This is a genomic window from Embleya australiensis (assembly GCF_051903075.1).
In the GTDB taxonomy this organism is placed as follows: domain Bacteria; phylum Actinomycetota; class Actinomycetes; order Streptomycetales; family Streptomycetaceae; genus Embleya.
Genome location: NZ_CP182423.1, coordinates 1,218,597 through 1,235,392 on the forward strand (window position 1 = coordinate 1,218,597; position 16,796 = coordinate 1,235,392).

11 protein-coding genes and 2 pseudogenes are annotated in these 16,796 nt (G+C 72.6%); 6 read left to right on the top strand and 7 right to left on the bottom strand.

The annotated features are described in order from the left end of the window. Positions 1-173 precede the first annotated feature (173 nt). Positions 174-1,265, top strand: a complete 1,092-nt coding sequence (locus ACMXN5_RS35515; RefSeq protein ID WP_439679010.1) for an AraC family transcriptional regulator — start codon at positions 174-176, stop codon at positions 1,263-1,265. Between the two features lie 43 nt (positions 1,266-1,308). On the opposite strand, the gene ACMXN5_RS35520 is transcribed toward ACMXN5_RS35515, so the two are convergent. The 5 genes from ACMXN5_RS35520 to ACMXN5_RS35540 form a co-directional block, all read right to left on the bottom strand. Then, the gene (locus ACMXN5_RS35520; RefSeq protein ID WP_439679011.1) at positions 1,309-1,872 is read right to left on the bottom strand and encodes a helix-turn-helix domain-containing protein; all 564 of its coding nucleotides are present in this window, start codon (positions 1,870-1,872) and stop codon (positions 1,309-1,311) included. 114 nt (positions 1,873-1,986) lie between these two features. Next, positions 1,987-3,486, bottom strand: a complete 1,500-nt coding sequence (locus ACMXN5_RS35525) for a serine/threonine-protein kinase (protein ID WP_439679012.1) — start codon at positions 3,484-3,486, stop codon at positions 1,987-1,989. A 165-nt stretch (positions 3,487-3,651) separates the two neighbouring features. Continuing rightward, entirely contained in the window at positions 3,652-5,142 is a 1,491-nt protein-coding gene (locus ACMXN5_RS35530) for a hypothetical protein (protein WP_439679013.1), read from the bottom strand. Positions 5,143-5,268: 126 nt separating this feature from the next. Then, on the bottom strand, positions 5,269-5,901 hold the full coding sequence (locus ACMXN5_RS35535; protein ID WP_439679014.1) for a hypothetical protein: 633 nt from the start codon (positions 5,899-5,901) through the stop codon (positions 5,269-5,271). Positions 5,902-6,262: 361 nt separating this feature from the next. Continuing rightward, positions 6,263-6,913, bottom strand: coding sequence for an O-methyltransferase (locus tag ACMXN5_RS35540; protein WP_439679015.1), 651 nt, complete (start codon positions 6,911-6,913; stop codon positions 6,263-6,265). A 79-nt stretch (positions 6,914-6,992) separates the two neighbouring features. On the opposite strand from ACMXN5_RS35540, the gene ACMXN5_RS35545 reads away from it, so the two are divergent. Continuing rightward, positions 6,993-7,664, top strand: a complete 672-nt coding sequence (locus ACMXN5_RS35545) for a TetR/AcrR family transcriptional regulator (RefSeq protein WP_439679016.1) — start codon at positions 6,993-6,995, stop codon at positions 7,662-7,664. A 38-nt stretch (positions 7,665-7,702) separates the two neighbouring features. Here ACMXN5_RS35545 and ACMXN5_RS35550 read toward each other — a convergent pair whose 3' ends face one another. Then, positions 7,703-8,152: a hypothetical protein gene (locus ACMXN5_RS35550; protein WP_439679017.1), complete on the bottom strand. Its 450-nt coding sequence runs from the start codon at positions 8,150-8,152 to the stop codon at positions 7,703-7,705. A gap of 130 nt (positions 8,153-8,282) precedes the next feature. Between ACMXN5_RS35550 and ACMXN5_RS35555 the strand changes: the two are divergent. Further along, positions 8,283-8,702: pseudogene (locus tag ACMXN5_RS35555) on the top strand (TetR/AcrR family transcriptional regulator C-terminal domain-containing protein); the annotation flags it as partial. 3 nt (positions 8,703-8,705) lie between these two features. After that, positions 8,706-8,861, top strand: a pseudogene (locus ACMXN5_RS35560) (IS110 family transposase); the annotation flags it as partial. Positions 8,862-10,385: 1,524 nt separating this feature from the next. On the opposite strand, the gene ACMXN5_RS35565 reads toward ACMXN5_RS35560, so the two are convergent. Continuing rightward, positions 10,386-11,750 carry a pyridoxal phosphate-dependent decarboxylase family protein gene (locus ACMXN5_RS35565; protein ID WP_439679018.1) on the bottom strand — a complete coding sequence of 455 codons (1,365 nt, stop codon included), beginning with the start codon at positions 11,748-11,750 and terminating at the stop codon, positions 10,386-10,388. A gap of 213 nt (positions 11,751-11,963) precedes the next feature. Between ACMXN5_RS35565 and ACMXN5_RS35570 the strand changes: the two genes are divergently transcribed. Together ACMXN5_RS35570 and ACMXN5_RS35575 are read left to right on the top strand one after the other, a co-directional pair. Beyond that, on the top strand, positions 11,964-12,506 hold the full coding sequence (locus ACMXN5_RS35570; protein WP_439679019.1) for a VOC family protein: 543 nt from the start codon (positions 11,964-11,966) through the stop codon (positions 12,504-12,506). 270 nt (positions 12,507-12,776) lie between these two features. After that, complete coding sequence (locus ACMXN5_RS35575) at positions 12,777-16,649, top strand: phosphodiester glycosidase family protein (protein WP_439679020.1); 3,873 nt, start codon at positions 12,777-12,779, stop codon at positions 16,647-16,649. The last annotated feature ends 147 nt before the right edge of the window (positions 16,650-16,796 follow it).

Sequence of the window (16,796 nt, forward strand, 5' to 3'; positions counted from 1 at the left end):
ATCACCGGCGCCCGATTCTCCCGCCCGCGGGCAGCCGCGCCGCTGCCCACGACCCGGCCGCCGGGTCGCCGATCCGGGACCCGTCCGTCGCGTCGGTGCGCCCGCCGCGCCGCGACGACGGGCGCACCGTATCCCCCGTGAACCGTCCCCGCGACGTGAAAAGCCAGGAGATCATGTCCGCATCGACAGACTTCCGACCCGTCCTGGTCGAGCGGAAGCAGGGCGGCCCCGGGTCCGCGCCCGCGATACCGCGCCCCCGGCCGACCGATGCCGGCCCCCACCGACGTGTGCTCTACCGCGGTACCGACCCGGCCGCAGTGCATGCGGCGGTCGCGTCCCGCCTGGGCCCGCACCGCCTTCGCGTGCCCGGCGGTCGGATCAACGCCACCTTCCGGGCCCTGCACGAGGGCATCGTCACGATCCACGAACTCGCCTACGGCGCTCGGGCCGACGTGTACCTCGACGGCAGCTCGCCGGACTACCTGATCCCCATCCGCCACCGCGGTTGGGGCCGGGTGCTGATCGACGGCACGGAGAACACGCTCTCCCCCTGTGTCCTGGGCCCCGACCGCCCGTCGCGCCTGTCCTGGGAGCCCGACACATCCGTGGTGCTCCTGCGCATCCCCGGCGAGGTGATGCAGCGCGCGATGGGCAACGGCGTGGTCCGCTCGCCCTGGGGCTCCCGCGAGTTGGGGCCCTACCTGGACGCCGGCGACCTCGGCGTGCGGCAGTGGCTCTCCCTGGCCCGAGACTTCGCCACGATGGTCGACTCCGGCGGCGGGTACCTGGTCGGTTCGCGCACGGCGACCCGGCACTTCGAGCAGGTCCTCGTACACGGCCTGCTCTCCTGCGCGCCCGCCCACGGCGCCGGTCCGCTTCGGACCGGCTCGGGGGCCGACGAACCGAACGGGCTGCGCCGGGCGTTGGCGTACTGCGCCGAACACGCCGGGGAGCCGATCTCGGTCGGCGCCGTGGCCGCGGCGGCCGGGATGAGCGTGCGCACCCTCCAGGAGAAGTTCCGCGTGCACCTGGGCGTGACCCCCGTCGGCCACCTGCGCCGGGTGCGTCTGGCGGGCGCGCACGCCGACCTGATCAACGTGGCCGAGGGCAGGTCCCGGGACACGGTGACCGACATCGCCCTGCGCTGGGGCTTCGGCCACCTCGGGCGCTTCGGTTCGATGTACCGCGAAACCTATGGGCAGTTGCCGTCGTACACCCTGCGGCACGGGGCCGCCGAGGACAAGGTGTCGCGCGCCGCGGGATGAGGCGGGCGCGATCCGGCGGTCGGCGGCGTCGCCGGCCGCCGGGTCACCACGACGGCAGCGGCACCGTGGCCCGGAAGTGCTCGCGGGCATCGGCGGTGCGCCCGTTGCCGTATACGCGCAACACCTCGGCCAGGCCCGGATGCTCCGCCGCGAGCAGTTCGGCCGCGGCCTCGATCTCGGCGGCCGAGGCCGCCGCCCGCAACACGGCCTGCACCGAGACGACCGGATCGGCGGCCGGCCCGGTCAGCACCTCCGGCCCGTTCAGTCGCAACGCCGTGCGAGTACTGGGCTGATGCGACCTGATCCGCTCCAGCGCACCGGCCCGCTCGGCGGCGGGCAGGCGCTCGAAGTCGGCGGAGGCGACCAGCGCCTCGATCTCCTGGAGTCGGGACAACACGGCCGGGTTGCCGATCTTGGCCCGCTGCCCGGACATCAGTTGGGAGAGCATCGGCGCGGACAGGCCCAGCACGGCGGCGAGTTCCAACTGCGACGCGCCCAGGCGTCCCAGGAGCCGGCGGAAGCGATCCTGCAACGGCTCGCCGTACCACTGGGTTTGCCGCGCGCGGTTGCGCGCGATGGCTTCCTCGTCCCCCGGTGCCTTCGTCATCGTCGCATGATGCCCCTCGAACGACCCGTTTGCAATTGCAATTTCGGGGTCGGTGACGGGTCCTCGCGTGGCCTTCGGCACAGGGTAGGGGTCGGGGCCCGGCTCCGACTCGGGTCACCGGATCCCGAGTGGGGTCCAGCGAAACGTCCCGTCGTCGCCATAGGTACAGCGCACCCACGCGCCCGAGGTGGTGCGCGCCTCGGTCGACACCTCGTAGAAGGCGCACGGGGCACCACCCGCGACTGGCGTCGAGGGGCCGGTGCCGCGCGGGGACGGTGCCGATCGGTTGCCGGGGGACACGGCCTCCGTCACGGCGGCGTCCGTCATCTGCGGCGTCGGCTCCGGGACGGGCGGCTCGGCCGAGTCGTTGCCGACGGTCAACCACGCCGTGGTCGCCGCCATGGCGAGCAGCCCGCCCAAGAGCAGCCACCCGCGCCGCCGCGCGACACGTGTCGACGGGCGTGGATCCCCGGCCTGCGGCGAGAGAGGCGGGAAGGGGCCCGAAGACGTGCCGGGAAGGCCGGGGTCGCGGCTGGGCGGCGTGGCGGGGGCCGGTGTGGGTGGGGGCGTCGGTGCGGGCGTGGGTGCGGGCGTGGGTGCGGTTGCGGGCGCGGATGTGACGCCGGATGTGGGTCCGTAGACAGGTGGCGGCGTGGGTCCGGGCAGCGGCACGAATCGCAGCGCGGCGCTCCCCCGGGCTCCGGGGCCACCGTCGATCCGGATCTCCGGGTCGCGCGGCATGCCCCGCAGGACCGGACCCACCGGGGCGTACTCGGGCAGCGGACCGAGCACGTCGAAAACCTCGATCGGCTCCCCGTCGGCGGTGAACGCCGGTACCACCGGCCTCCGTTGTCCGGCGCCGCCCTCGATGTCGCGCAACCGGGCCCGCGCCTCCGCGGCGCTCTCGGGCCGCTCGTGCGGGTCGGCGGCGGTCAACGCGGCCACCAGGTCCCACAGCGGACCACCCCCGGTCGGCATGGTCGGCGGCTCGTCGGCCGGGTCCTCGTGGCCGGTGAGCAGCTGCCACGCCAGCACGCCCAGCGCGTACAAGTCGCGCCGCACGTCGGGCGCCGCACCGAGCGATGCCTCCGGCGGCAGGTAGCCCGGGGTGCCCACCACGTGCCCGGACTCGGTCAGTCTCGGTCCCTCGCGGGGCAGCGCCAGACCGAAGTCCCCCAGCAGACAGCGGGGCATGTCGTGTCCGGTCACATCGAGCAGCACGTTTGCCGGTTTGACGTCCCGATGCAGGAGGCCGACCGTGTGTACGTGATCCAACGCGTCGAGGAGTTGGCCGAGAATCGCCGCCGCGTACGACTCCGGCAGGGCGCCGTAGTCGCGGATCAGCGACTCCAGCGATCCGCCCGCGAACAGCTCCATCGCGATCAGAACATCACCGTCGGCCACCCACGTGTAAGGCGACGCGACGTGCCGGTGCTCCAGCCGGAAGCCCTGTTCGCGCACCACGCGCAGCAGTAGACCCGCGTCGGTCGGACGCACCAGCTTGGCGGCACAGTAGCCGTCCAACCGATGGTCGAACGCCCGCCATACCGAGCCGGACATTCCGGTTCCGACCGGGTCGACGAGGGTGAAACGGCCGGCGAGCGGTGAGGGCACGGCGTCACCCTAGCGCAGGGGTTGCGACCTCCCTTCACCCCGTTACCGGTCGGTAGTCGACGATGTGTGGACGCAATCCGGATCATCGCCCCCGCGTGATCGGGACAACCCGGTTTCGGGGTCGCGCGCCGGGGCGCGTCGGACCCCATTCGGGGCTACTTCGGACTACCCGTCGGACAGGCGGGAGCGCAGTGCGCGCATACGGTCGCGGACCGCCTCGCGCCCGGGGGCGTCGGGCACGGTCTCGTAGGCCCGCAGTACGGCCGAGCCGAGGTCGTACGCGGACTCCGGCTCGACGACGCGCAACCACGAGTAGTGCGCGTTCCGGGCCATCCGGGCGGTTTCCTCGGGCAGATCGAGCCAGGCCGGGGCGGCGTCGGCGTACAACTCCACTGCCAGTCCGGGCCGATCCGTCATCAGCGCCACGTACGCGTGCACCTCACGTGCGGCGGGCACGGCCCGATGGTCGGTCCCCGCCTCGACGGCCGCGTCGAGGGCGGCGGCCAGCGTGATCGCCCGCTCGCTGTCGCCGGCTTGGAGCAACCGAGCTATCTCGGCGACGGCGCGGGCCTGTTCGATGGTCGGTCCGGGCGGGGAGGCGGGGGCCGGCGCGGGCGTCGGCGTTGGCGGTACGGAGGGCTCCGCCGCGAACGAGAACACCTGCGGCTCGTCGTCCACCGACGCCGGCGCGGTACGCCGGGCCGGGGGCTGCCAGGAGGGCACGTCGGGAAGGGGGTCGACCACCTCCGGAGCCGGCGGGGCGACGGCGTGCACGAACGAGGTCTGCTCGGGGGCGGGCTCGGCGGGGACTGCGGGCGCGGAAGCCGCTGCGAGGGTGGGCGTCGGGGCCGGGGCGGGCGCCCAGGCGGGCGCGGGCACGTCGGGCGAAGCCGCATCGGGGACCGAACCCGGAACCGAGGCCGAAGGTGCGCCCGACCCGGAGTCGACCCCCGCCCCGGTCTGTCGACCCGCCGTCGGAGCGGGCGCGGGCATCGGCTCGGGCGCGGGCGCGGGCGCGGGCATCGGCACGGGCGCGGCCGTCGGAGCGGGCGCGGCCGTCGGAGTGGACGCGGCCGTCGGAGTGGACGCGGGCATCGGCGCGGGCGCGGCCGTCGGAGCGGGCTCCGCCGCTGCCGGTGTCGGCGCACTCGCCGCCGGTGTCGACTCCACCTTCGGCAGCGCGAACCCGCCCGTCGGCGGCACGAGTTCCTCCGGCGCCATGGGTATGGGCGTCAGTCCGATGCCCCGCCCGGCCGAGACACCCCGCTTCGTCGGTTCGGGACCGCCGAACATCCCCGTCGCCCCACCCGGTCCAGCGGCCTCCCGAGCGGGCGCAGCCGCGGCCTCCGAGCCCCGCTTGCGTCGGCCCGGCCGCGAGCGTCGCTTCTGGGGCGGGGAAACCGGATCGTCCGCCGCCGCCACCTCACCATCCTCGGCGACGATGAGCGGAAACAGGGTGCCGTCCGGCTCGATTGCGTCGGCTCGCACCGGACGACCCAGAAGGCGCGCCGTCGCCGAGGCGGCCTCCAACGCGGTCGCACGCGGGTCGGCACCCGGCGGCACCGGAACCTCGGTCCCGTCCACCCGGACCCTGCCGTCCGTCGACAGTTCGATGCGGACGACGGGCCACGCGGGCACCGCGGAAGGGTCGGTCACGAGGGCTCCTTCGGTCGGGCGAAGTGCGGCGCGGCGCGGACGGACGGACGACTCGACCACGGTCCGGCGGGACCGAGCCGGGCGTCACGGACGCGGCGTCGACATCGACTTCGGCTTCGATTTCGGTCAGGGCTTCGATTCCGGTTTCCTCGTCGCGGCCTTCGGCGACGCCGCCCCGGACGCACCGGGCCCACCCGCCGCGCACACCGGTCCGCCCGGGGCCACCTTCATCCCGGCTGCTCCGCCGACCAGGGTCACCACGACCACACACGAGTCGGCGTTCACGGGACCCCCCGAGAGCACGGCGTCCATCGTGTCCCGAGCCGGGAAGGCGGTCTTCTGGTAGGTACCGGACGGACTTTGCGCGATGGCCAGGTATCCCGCGATCCCTTCGGTGCGCGTGGGCGCCTGCCAGGTCACCCGGATCCCGCCCTCGACGGCGCGTCTGGTCACCTGCTGCGGCTGATAAACGGCCAGGAGTTCGCCAGCGAGCGGGCTCGCGGTGTTCGGAGCCGACGCCGGCGCCGGAGCCGAACCGGACGCCTCCGAGCCGGGCGCCCCCGAGGTGCCCGGCCCGGAAGACGTCGACCGCGCGGGTGACGCCGCCACGTCGGCGGAGTCGTCACCACCGGTCAACAGGACGGTGGCGACGACGGCGCCGGCGACCAGGAGCAGCGCCGCGAGCACGAGCCTCCCCCGAGACCCCCACTCCTGATCGACGAACTCCCGGCTATGGCGGCCCCGTTCGTCCGGAACCACGGGTCGGCCGTACCCGAACGGCAGGTCTGTCCCCGCCGACGGTCCCGGTGCGAGCGGGATCGGCGGCGGCGCGAACGCCCGTCGGGACGTGCGATCCGACCTCCGGACGCGCACGGTGTCCCCCTGGATGGCATGGCGAATGAACGGGTCGAACACCCGCGTCGACGCCCGGGGCCGCGGCCGAATTTCGGCCCGACGCCCCACGATCCCGGTGGAACCCATGGGGAGTCTAGAAACCGCCCGGCGCGACCGATAGGCCGAATCGCGCGCGGCAACCCACCCCCCGCACGCGATTCGGCTGACCCCCGACCTCCGGCCCCGGCCGCCGCGCCTCCCTACCGCCGCACCCGACCTGGCCCCGTCACAGGCGACAGCTGATCTCCATCCCGTCCTCGACCGGGAAGCTCACGCTCTCGTAGCCGTTGCCCGAGTCACGTACGTAGTCCAGGTACGGCTGCATCGAGCTCTGGTCGATGTCGTCGGCCACCACGAGCGTGCCCGGCCGCAGGCGCGGCTCCAGCAGGCGCAGCACCGGCAGGCACAGGTCCTTCCAGCCGTCGAGCAGTACGAAGTCGGCGGACGCGTCCAGTGCGGCGAGGGTGTCGAGGGCATCCCCCTCCAGCACGGTGATCAGGTCGTCCACGCCGGTCTCGGCGAACGTGCCGCGGGCGGCGGCGATCTTCTCCTTGCTGAGTTCCGTGGTGAACACGCGTCCCGCGCCGTTGTCCCGCAGGGCCGCGGCCAGGTGCAGCGTGGAGATCCCGAACGACATGCCGAACTCGACCACCGTGGTCGGACGCGTGGCCCGGACCAGGTTGTAGAGCAGCACCCCGCCCGCGGCGGAGATCGGCATGTGGATCCCCGCCGCGGCGTCGGCCTTGTCGTGGGCCGACATCGAGGCGTAGCCGGCGGGCAGTGTCGCTGCGATGGCGTCGTCGCGCTCGGCCAGGGCGAACATCCGGTCGAGGGCGGTGCGGACGCGGGGGTCGGCAAGCGTGTGAGTGAATGTCATGTCGGCTAGCGTAGACGCAACGTCGCGTCTACGCTAGCCGTCTTTTCCGGATGCAATACCCTCGACCCGAGGAGGCGAGATGACATCGAGGACACCGGGCGCCGACGCCCGCACCACCCCCACCGTCGGCGGATCGGACGCCCCCGGCCAATCGGCTCGACAGCACCACGGCAACCGACACGGGCGCAGTGAACAGGCCCGCCTGGCGGTGATCGAGGCGGCCGACGACCTGCTCGTCGAGAAGGGCTTCGCCGGCGTCACGATGGAGGGCATCGCCGCCCGCGCCGGGGTGGCCAAGCAGACCATCTACCGGTGGTGGAGCACCAAGACCGACGTACTGATGGACGCCTTCCTCGAGGACGCCGCCGAGGACCTGACGGTGCCCGACTCCGGAGACCTGGCCCGCGACCTGCGCGACTACCTGCGCCGGCTCGCGTACTTCCTCGCGAAGTCCGACTCCGGCGCCGTCTTCCGCGCGCTGATCGCCCAGGCCCAGCACGATCCGGCGTTCGGCCGCGACTTCCGCGCCAAGTGGCTCGACGCGCAACGCCGACGCGACTGCCTCGCCCTGGAACGCGCCATCGCCGACGGCCGGTTGCCCGCCGACCTCGACATCGCCGGCGAGACCGACCGACTGGTGGGCCCGCTCTACTACCGGGTTCTGATCACCGACGAGCCGGTCGACCCTCCCTACACCGACGCCCTCGTCGAAGCCTTCCTCGATCGCCACGCCCGCCCGGCGGCCCCCTGACCGACCCGGACCGGATCGGGCGTCCCGCCACGCGCGGTTCAGCCCATCCGCTCGACCGAACCCGCTCGCGCCGCGTAGTCCCGGAGCGTGAGCGCGCCCGCGGCCTCGTCCGTCCAGTCGCCGCTCGCCCACGGCAGGCGCGGCAGGTGCCGCGTCCACGGCGACATGCGCGTGGTGCGATCGCGCACCCACACCGCGGTCCGGCTCCCGGGCAGGATCGCCGGCGTGTTGTCGAGCGCGAGGCGTTGGCACCGCTCGACGTAGTCGGCCATCTCGTGCCGGTAGCGGGCGAACGCCGTGCGGTACTCGCCACCCACGCTCGCGAGTTCGCCGGCCGGCACGACGCGGCCCTTCGACCAGCGCTGCATGTGTACCTGGCTCGCCGCGTCGAGACGGAAGTCGGGCACGTCCCACATGGCGTCCAACAGCGCGGGTACGACCCAGCCCGCGCCCCGGAAGCGGTCGGCGACGAACTCCCGGCCGGCCACCGGGTCGTGCCGGTCGAACTCCGGGGGCGGCGCGTGTCGGCTCGCCGGTGTGCTCAGCGTGCAACCGAGCGCCCTCTACTGGCACTTCGCGCACAAGCAGGCGCTGTCGGACGCGATGTCCGAGCGGCTGATGGAGGGCGTCGGCGACGTCGATCCCGACCAACCGGGCCTGGATCGGCTCGCGGAGTTGGCCTGGCGACTGCGCACCGCGCTGATGTCCCACCGCGACGGCGCCCGGGTCGTCTCCGGCACCTACGTGCGCGAACCGAACACGCTGCGGGTCGGCCGGGTCGCCATCCAGGCGGTCATCGCCGCCGGGGCGCCGCGCGAGGAGGCCGCCCTGGCCGCGTTCGCCCTGCTCCACTTCGTGTTCGGCCACACCATCGAGGAGCAGGCGCGGGACGAACTCGTCGCCCGGGGCGCCTGGGAGGAGCACACCGTCGACATCGACGCGCACAAATACCCCGACGTCGACCCCGCACTCGACGCCCTGACGGCCACCGACTCCGCAGAGCGTTTCCGCTACGGCATACGCCTGATCCTCGACGGCCTGGCCGCCCGCACCTACTACGACCGCTGCAGAACCCGCGGCAAGACCCACACCCAGGCCCTCCTCCGCCTCGCCCGACAACGCATCAGCGTCCTGTTCGCCATGCTCAGAGACGGCACGTTCTACGAATCCCGCCCGGCCGAACCGGTCGCCGCATGACCCGCTCACGCTTGACGAAAGACATAGAGGCACCCCCCGCACAGCCGAGCAGAGTGCCGAGAAGCCGGTCGACCGCAGGGGAGCGGGAGGGTGGTCGGGTCGAGTCCTTCCAGGGAGCCTTCCCGAGTGGGTCGGCCGTTCCCGGCACGCGTTGCGATGTTGGTTGCGTCGTGCCCGGTCCGGGGCTGGCCAGAGTCGGTGGGCCGCCGCCGGCGTGCGGGACTCCAAGACCCCAAGCCCCCGACGAGACGGGCGCGTTGCTCGGCGAAAAGCCGGCCGGCAGCGGAGGGCGGGGTGGGTGGTGGGGTCGAGTTCCCCGGGTGACTTCCGGAGTGGGTCGGGTGTTTTCGGCGCGCGTTGCGCCTTGGGTTGCGGGGCTGTTGCGGGGCTGGCCAGAGTCGGTGGTGGGCCGCCGCCGGCGTGCGGAACTCCGAGACCCGGGAGTTCCGGCGAGACGGATGTGTCGCTCGGCGAAAACCGGCCGGCAGCAGGGGCGGGAGGGGGCTCGGCTTGGGTTCCCTGGGTGGCCTTCCCGAGTGGGTCGTTTGGTGGCGGCGAGAGTTGCACCTTGGACTGCGGGGGTGCCGGTGCGGGGAGGGCGGTGGGGTCGAGTGCGCCGGGGAGCCTTCCCGAGTGGGTTGGGGGCGGTTGGAGAGGAGTTGGGGTTCGAAACCGGATCGCGTTGGGCGGTCGTGGGCTTCGAGCTCCGGTGACCTGCGGTTTTGTGGTGTCGAGGCGGAAAGTCGGGCGTCGAGTGCCGGTTTCGTGCGCTCCGACCCCCTCAACGCCGGTGTGGAGACCGAAACTGCGCAGTGGAAGCCGACTTCGCGTGCTGCGACCCCACAAAGGCCGTCGAGAAGACCGAACGTGCCCAGTGAGGGCCAAAACCGGATCCCGAGGCGCTCCACACGGCTTCCCTTCACACTGACCTGCGGTTTTCTTCCGCACCGAGGCTCCAACACCTCACGCTGTCCGGTTCTGTGAACCCTCGCCACCCACACGCCGACCACCCGCCGAAAACTCCCGGCCCACCGGGAAGGCTGCCTGGAGAGCTCGACTCGATCGCCCACGCCGCACGCCGCTGCCGGCTGGCTTTCACCGACCAACACACCCATCTCGTCTGGAGCTTCGGGCCTGGCGGCGGCCCACCGTCGACTCTGGACAACCCGCACCAGGCACCCGCAACCAACAACGCAACGCGCGCCGGGAACGCCCGACCCACTCCGGAAGGCACCCGGAGAACCCGACCCCACCACACGCCCGCTCCCCCGCTGCCAGCCGCCGGTTTCCCGCTGAGCAATACACCCGTCTCGTCGGGAGCAATGCATCTCGGAGCCCCGCACGCCGGCGGCGGCCCACCACCGACTCAGGCCGGCTCCGCACCAGCCACCCGCAACCAAGAGCGCAACGCGCGCCGGGGACGCCCGACCCACTCGGGAAGGCCCTGTCGAAGGATCGACCCGACCCGACTCGACCCGCCCCGACCGGCGCGGCGGCGCGGCGTGGGCTCGGTCCCATGTCCCCTCATAGGCCAGTGAGTTGCTCCACGCGGTTGTGAAGGTGGGCTACGTAGGCTTCCGACTCCGGCTTCATCAGTACGCTGCGGAGGATTCGGGCGCCTTCCGCGTCGGCGGTGAGTTTGGGGTGGCGGGTGGTCAGGCGGGCGGCGTCTATTCGGAGTGTGCTCAGGAAGATCGGGTCGTCGGTGTCGCGCATGCCCTCGTGCAGGACGCGGGCGGCGGCCTCGTCGATTCGGGCGAGGGTGTACGGCGAGGTGATCGGGAAGTAGCTCACGATGTCCAACTCCGGGGGTTGGTACAGCTCCAGCCGGTCGGACCCCTCGATCAACTCCGCCCACCGCAACGCCGCACGTCGACCGGCCGCCAGTGTCCGGCCCAGCCCTTCCCGGGTGGGCGGCAGCAGTTGGAAGGTCAGCCACAGCGCGGCGGCCGCCGCGCCGGCGCGTGAGCATTCCAGGCTGATCTCGCCGAGGTGCAACTCGTCGGAGGTGAAGTAGGTATAGGGCGAGTCGTGTAGGTAGAACCGGCCGACCGAGGGGTCGCGGAACAACACGGCACCGCACCCGTACGGCTGGAGGGCGTGCTTGTGCGGGTCCACCACGATCGAGTCGCACTCGGCGATCGCCCGCCACGGCGCGGCCGGCAGCCCCTCCGGGCCGTCCAGTCCGGCGAGCAGGGTGAAGAATCCCCCATAGGCGGCGTCGACGTGGATCCGTATGCCGTACCGCTCGCGCAACTCCAACGCCTCGTGGATCGGTTCGACGGCGCCGAGGCCGGTGGTGCCGGCGGTGAGTACGACCGTGCCGACCCGTCCGGTCCGCAGCAGTTCCTCCAGCGCGTCGAGGTCCATGCGGCCGAGGTCGTCCACCGGTACGGAGTGTCCCTCCACGCCCAGCACGCCGCACATGCGCCCGTGGGTGTAGTGCGCCTCGGTGCTGTACGCGATGCCCTTCCCGGGATGGAGTTCGCGCGCCACGAAGAGCGCTTCGAGGTTGGCGATCGTCCCGCTGGTGGTGAGGTGCCCGAGGTGGGTGTCGTACCCGAACATGTCGGCGAGCCGCTGTACGACCTCGCGTTCCATCTCGGCGGTCGCGGGTCCCCCGTCCAGGGCGTGGTTGTTGGGGTTGATCAGCATCGCGGCGAGGTAGCCCACGACCGCCGCCGGATGCGGCGGCTTGAGCATCTGGCCGGCGTAACGCGGATGGAAGAAGGGGTAGTTGTCCGTCAGCCGCTCGGTGAACGTGGCGAAGACCTCGGCGAATCGTTCGTCGTCCACGTCCAGGGCCGGATGGCCCCGGTAGGACCCGAACCCCGCCGCCCAGTGCTCGTTGGATGTCACGGCGGCCTCGAGCCAGTGGCGCAGATCCATACCGCTCTCCTTGGCGTTCGTTCTCCCCCGAGGATTGTTTGGCGCCAAACAAGCTAGGCCGCGCACAAAAGGCCGGTCAAGACTCGAGACACCCGACATACACGCACACCCCGTGATGACGATCCGATTTTTCGGGCGCGTTGCCGGGGCTTTCGGGGCGGGTGTCGGAATAGTGGGGTCGTTCGGCCCATTTCCACCCGGGAGAGAACGACCATGCCCCACCCCGAAGCCCCGAAGCCACCGGCCCCGGCCCAAGCCCCGGCCCCCGCCTCGTCACACCCCGTACGCCAACTGCGTCTCGTCGTCGAGGCCGAGGACTTCGACGCCGCGCTCGCCTTCTACCGTGACGCCCTCGGCCTGCCCGAGGAGGCGGCCTATTCCGGGGACGGCGGAGCCCGTGTCGCGATCCTCGACGCCGGTCGGGCCACGTTGGAGATCGCGAACCCGCAGCAGAAGCGAATGATCGACGACGTCGAGGTCGGCCGCCAGGTCGCGCCCCGGATCCGGGTCGCCTTCGAGGTCACCGACGGCCGGGCCGTGACCGATCGCCTCGTCGACGCGGGCGCCACCCCGGTCGCACCCCCGACCGTCACGCCGTGGCAGTCCCTGAACTCCAGGCTCGACGCACCCGCCGACCTGCACATCACCGTCTTCCAGGAACTCGCGGACGGAAACCGCGAAATCTCCGAAAACACCGAAAGCTCTGAAAACTCCGAAACCGATACCCCCGCGCCGACGACCCGGCCCGACTCCTGAGCCGCCCACGCCACCCGCCCACGCCACGCGCCCCGGCCCCCGCTCCACCCCCGCACCCGGCTCCAACCGATCCGCCCCATTCCTGCGGACTCGCGGACGGTGTTCGCCCTCGGGCGACAACCGGTTAACCGGAACGTGGCATTCGGGTCCCTCGACCGCGATTGGCTGCCTGTGGCCCGGTGCTCCCGACCGGGCCGAGCCATTGCGCGAGGCCGCGCCGCCGTGCTCCGATCGGTGGATCCTCGCATGCGTTGAGGAGCTGAAGTCCCCGTGTCACCACCCCGCATGGGCCTGCGCCCGGCCCGCCCCCGCCCCGCGGCGGCCGCGCTCGCCCTGACCACCCTGCTCGTGGCCGGCCTCACCGCCGCCGCCCCCGCCGCCCTGGCCGACGAGGCGCCGCAGACCGCCGCGAAGCCGCAGGCGGGCGGCGCCGCCGCCGACGGCCTCGTGCTCGACCGTCCCGGCGAGTCCGTCGTCACCCGCCGTGAGGTCACCCCGATCGCGCCCGGCCTGACCCGGACGTCCTTCGACCGCGTCGGCCGGGCCGGCTGGATCCGCGGAAACGTTTTGGTCGCCGACCTGAACACCAAGGGCCTGAGCGTCGACTACCTGTCCTCGGGCAAGGTGACGACCCGGCAGACCGTGTCCGAGCAAGCTCGCAACGCGGGGGCGGTGGCCGCCATCAACGGCGACTACTTCGACATGAACGCCTCCGAGGCCCCGCTCGGCGCCGGCGTCTCGCGCGACAAGGGTCTGATCCACGCACCGATCGAGGGCTGGAACCAGGCCGTGACCGTCGGTACCGACGGACTGGCCCGGATGGCACAGGTGTTCCTGGAGGGCAGTGCCACACTGCCCGGCGGCCGAGAGGTGCCGCTGTCGGGCGTCAACACCTACGGCCTGCCCGAGGGCGGCGTCGGCGTGTTCACCTCGGCGTGGGGCAACGCGTCCCTGGCGCACGTCGCGGGCGGCTCGGGCAACGTGGTCGAGGTCGAGATCCGCGAGGGCCGCGTCGTCGCGGTGCGCGACCGGCTCGGCGGCGGGCCGATCGCCGACGGCACCACGCTGCTGGTCGGCCGCGACGGCGGCGCCGACCGGCTGCGCGAGCTGAAGGCCGGCGACCCGGTCGGCATCGGCTACAGGCCGCGCGCCTCCTTCGGCGAGGTCGCGGTCGCGGTCGGCGGCTACCAGGTCCTGGTCCGCGACGGGGTCGCGACCGAGTCCGGCGAGAACGACGGCAACGAGCCCAACGCCCGCACCGCCGTGGGCTTCTCGGCCGACGGCAGGCGCATGTACCTGGTCACCATCGACGGTCGCCAGGCCGACAGCCCGGGCATCAACCTGGCCAACCTGGCCGTGTTGATGCGGGACATGGGCGCGCACAACGCGCTCAACATGGACGGCGGCGGCTCCGCCGACATGGTCGCGCGCCTGCCCGGACAGGCGCAGTCCGGTGTGGTGAGCAGCCCGTCGGACAACGGCGGCGAACGACCGGTGGCGAACGGCCTGGGCCTGTTCACCACCCCGGGCTCCGGCGAGACGCGCGGCTTCCGGCTGCGGCCGGTCCCGACGGTCGACACGGGCGCGCGGGTGTTCCCCGGGCTGCGCCGGACCGTACGCGCGCTGCCGCACGACGAGTCGTTCGGCGCGGTCAAGGGCGCGGTACCCAAGCCCAAGTGGTCGACGGACACGGCCGCGAAGCTGACCGTGGCCGGCAACGGCACCGAGGCGGTGGTGACCGGTCGCGCCTCCGGCCCGGCGTCGGTGACGATCAAGGCCAAGGGCGCCGAGGACGCGAAGTTGCCGCTGACCGTGCTCGGCGCACCCGTGCGCGTCACCGCCGGCGACGACCCGGTCGGCCTGGCCGCCCCCGGCGCCTCCGCGCACCTGGCGGTCACCGGCTACGACGCCACCGGCCACGCGGCGCCCGTCGAGGCCGCCGACGTCAAGGTCACCGGCGGCGAGGGCATCGTCGAGGTCACCCCCGCCGCCGACGGCACGCTGAACCTCAAGGCGCTCGCCGACGGCCGCTCGGCCACCCTCAAGCTCACCGTCGGCACACTGGAGACCGCCGTCGCGGTCACCGTCGGCATGACCGAGAAGTCCTTCGCCGACTTCTCGAACGCCGCCGCCTGGAAGTCGGGCAACGACCGCGCCCCCGGCGGCTCGGTCGACCCCGCGCCCGGGCCCGACGGCAAGCCGGGTCTGTCCCTGGCTTACGACTTCACCACGTCGACCGGCACGCGCGGCCAGTACGCCATCGCGCCCGAGGGCATCGTCCTGCCCGGCCAGCCCCGCGCGCTCACGATGTGGATCGAGGGCGACGGCAACGGCGCCTGGCCGCGCATCCAGTACCGGACGGCGGCGGGCGTGGTGTCCAACCTCGACGCCCCGATGGTCACCTGGAAGGGCTGGCAAAAGGTCGAGTTCCCGGTCCCGGCCGGGGTGCAATACCCGCTCACCTTCCAGCGGTTCCGGCTGATGGAGACCAACGCCGAGCGCCAGTACACCGGCCGGCTCGGCCTGAGCGACCTGCGGGTCCAGGTGCCGCCGGACGTACAACTGCCCAAGCAGCCGTACGTCAAGGACCCGGTGATCCTCACCAACGGCACCGTCGACGCCAAGCCGCTGCGCGTGGCGGTGATGTCCGACGCCCAGTTCGTGGCCCGCGACCCGAACAGCGACCGGGTGCGGGACGCGCGCCGCACGCTGCGCGAAGTGGCGGCAGCCAAGCCGGAGTTCATGGTGATCACCGGCGACTTCGTGGACGAGGCCGCACCCGAGGACTTCGCGCTCGCCCGCACGCTGCTCGACGAGTTCGACCAGTACACCAACCGCACCATCCCGTGGCACTACGTGCCGGGCAACCACGAGGTGATGGGCCCCGGGAACATCGCCAACTTCAAGGCCGCCTTCGGCGAGACCTCGAAGGTGTTCGACCACAAGGGCACCCGCTTCGTCACCGTGGACAGTTCCATGGGCACGTTGCGCGGCGGCGGCTTCGAGCAGGTCGCAGGGCTGCGCAAGGCGCTGGACGACGCGGCGAAGGATCCGAACATCACCGGCCTGCTGCTGTTCGACCACCACCCCACCAACGACCCCCTGCCGGACAAGGGCAGCCAACTCGGCGACCGCAAGGAAGCCCGGATGGTCGAGCAGTGGCTCGGCGCGTTCCGGGCGGACAGCGGCAAGTCGGCGGCGATGGTCAGCGGCCACGTCGGCGCGTTCCACGCCGCGAGCGTCGACGGTGTCCCGTACCTGATCAACGGCAACTCGAGCAAGGGCCCGGCCGCCGAGCCCGACCGCGGCGGCTTCGTCGGCTGGACCATGCTCGGCATCGATCCCGCCAAGGGCCGCGTCACCGACCCGTTCGCGGTGCCGACCGACGACGCCGCGTGGCTGCGCGCCGAGGTCAAGCCGTACGCGGAGTCGGTCGCCCTCAAGGCCCCGGCCACGCTCGGCGTGCTGAACACCCAACCGGTCACCACCACGATGGCCCAGGACGGCCGCACCGTCCCGGTCACCTGGCCGGTCACCGCCCAGTGGGGCGGCACCGGCGTACACATCGGCTCGCCCGCCTCCGCCCCGGGCGGCACGATCGTGGCCTACGACCCGGCCTACGGCACCCTGACCGGCCTACGCCCCGGCGTGGCCACACTCACCGTCACGGTCGGCGGCGTCAAGGCCGAACAGCCGGTCAAGGTCGGCGACGTCGACCCGGCCGCCTGCACCACCACCATCCGCGGCAGCACCGCCAAGCCCCTGGCCGTCACGTCGGGCATCACCTGCCTGGACAACGCCACGGTCAAGGGCCCGATCCTGGTGCAGCCCGGAGCCGGCCTCATCGCCACCAACTCCACGGTCACCGGCCCGATCTCCTCCCGGGGCGCGACCGTCCTCGTCCTGACCGACACCACCGTCGGCGGCCCGGTCGCGGCAAGCGGCAGCACCGGCCCGGTCATGCTCCTGTGGTCCAGGCTCGGCGGCCCGGCCGACCTGAGCCTCAATCGGGGCATCACGGTAGTAGCCGGCAATACCGTCGCCGGGCCGCTGAGTTGCCGCCTCAACACCCCGCCGCCGACCAACGGCGGCATCCCCAACAAGGTTTCCGGACCGAAGTCCGACCAGTGCGGCGCGCTGTAACCTCCCGCCCGCCGCAGCCACCGCATCGGGCCCGGTAGGCCACCGCACCACCCCGCGTCCCGCACGACCGCAACCAACGGTCTTGCGGGACGCGGCCGTTCCGACGCACGCAGGCAATCACACGCAAAGTCTTGACTGGTATAGACC